General features: G+C 32.7%; 2 protein-coding genes. Both read left to right on the plus strand.

The window, feature by feature from the left end; all coding sequences use genetic code 11:
* A partial coding sequence (locus B0A58_RS16605) for an RHS repeat-associated core domain-containing protein (protein WP_207758875.1) occupies positions 1-987 on the plus strand: 987 nt, incomplete at its 5' end.
* Between the two features lie 18 nt (positions 988-1,005).
* Complete coding sequence (locus B0A58_RS16120; RefSeq protein WP_089081881.1) at positions 1,006-1,389, plus strand: hypothetical protein; 384 nt, start codon at positions 1,006-1,008, stop codon at positions 1,387-1,389.
* The last annotated feature ends 39 nt before the right edge of the window (positions 1,390-1,428 follow it).

Here is a 1,428-nt window from a genome sequence, read left to right on the forward strand (position 1 = left end):
CATGCCGAGGGGTATGTTAAGCATACGGCTGGTGCTTTTAATTATGTGTTTAACTATACAGACCATTTGGGTAATGTAAGAATGAGTTATGGCAAAGACCCTGTTTCGGGCGTTTTGAAAATAACGGAAGAAAATAATTACTACGCTTTTGGAATGAAACATAAGAATTACAATATGTCGTTGAGGGGATATGGCAAATTGAATGGTAGTATTAGCCTTAACACTTGCGAAAATTGTGTAAGTTCTTATAAGTATAAGTACCAAGGACAAGAACGTCAAGATGAGCTAGGGCTTAACTGGGACAGCTTTAAGTGGAGAAATTATGATTATGCTATTGGACGGTTTATGAGTATTGACCCGTTGGCGGAAGATTATATTTATAATTCACCATATGCGTTTGCTGAAAACAAAATTGGTATGGGTAGAGAGCTTGAGGGCTGTGAATTAGGTCCGCTTTGGGGTCCTATGGCAGGTGTAATGTTAGAAACAACAAATACGCCACCTCTTACTGGTACAATGACCAATATTGCGAAAACTTCCATAGAAGTAGGAGCAAAAACATCAGAAACTGTTGGAGGTAAAACAGAAATACATCACCTTATACCACGAGGGGTAAAAGGAAATGATGTAGTAAAAGCCGCAAGGGATGAAGGATTTAAGTTTGAAGGTGCTGAAAATAAAGTACCTTTAGAAAAATTTAGTAAAGTAACTGGAGAAGGGCAGCACGGAAATCATCCTAATTATAATAAAGGTGTACTTGAGAAAATTACTGAATTTGCTAAGGCTAATGAAGGAGCTACGCCAAAAGATGCTTTAAACTTTATTAGAAATTTGACAAATGAGTTAAAACAAACTATCAAAAACAATCCTGATACAAAAGTTAATGACATTTTAAAAACCAAAACAGCCATAGATAATACAGCAGTAAGAAAACCTGACTTACCAAAACCTGATCCGAAACCGAAACCTGATCCTAATAGTAAATAACAAATTAAATTTAAGTATATGGAATACATATATAACACTCCAGAAGAAGCAATAATATCATTAGAAAAAGCTTACAGCAATAAAGATTTAGAAAATGTAATTGCATCAAAAGATTTTGAAACAGAAGCAAAATTAATGTTGCAAAATAATTCTATATTATTAACAAGAGAGCTAATACAGGAAACATCAGAGTTATTAAGATTATCACTTATAGAACATATTCAAAATAATGGATATCCAAATTTTAACGATGTTAAAAGAGTTTTTTCGAGCTTAAGTGAAATAGATAATAATCTTTATGTTTTAGATGAAACATTAAATTATACTAATGGGGAAAGTTATACAAATAAAATTATGTTGACGAATACAGACGGACAATGGAAAGTTGTAATGACTAAATAAAAATATATAATTAGAAAAAAAACCGAGCAATTGCTCGGT

The sequence above is a fragment of the Flavobacterium branchiophilum NBRC 15030 = ATCC 35035 genome, from assembly GCF_002217205.1.
GTDB classification, from domain to species: Bacteria; Bacteroidota; Bacteroidia; order Flavobacteriales; family Flavobacteriaceae; genus Flavobacterium; species Flavobacterium branchiophilum.

What these genes read in the sequence shown, in the direction of transcription:
- B0A58_RS16120 (WP_089081881.1), top strand. Translation starts at nt 1,006, where the DNA reads ATGGAATACATATATAACACTCCAGAAGAAGCAATAATATCATTAGAA.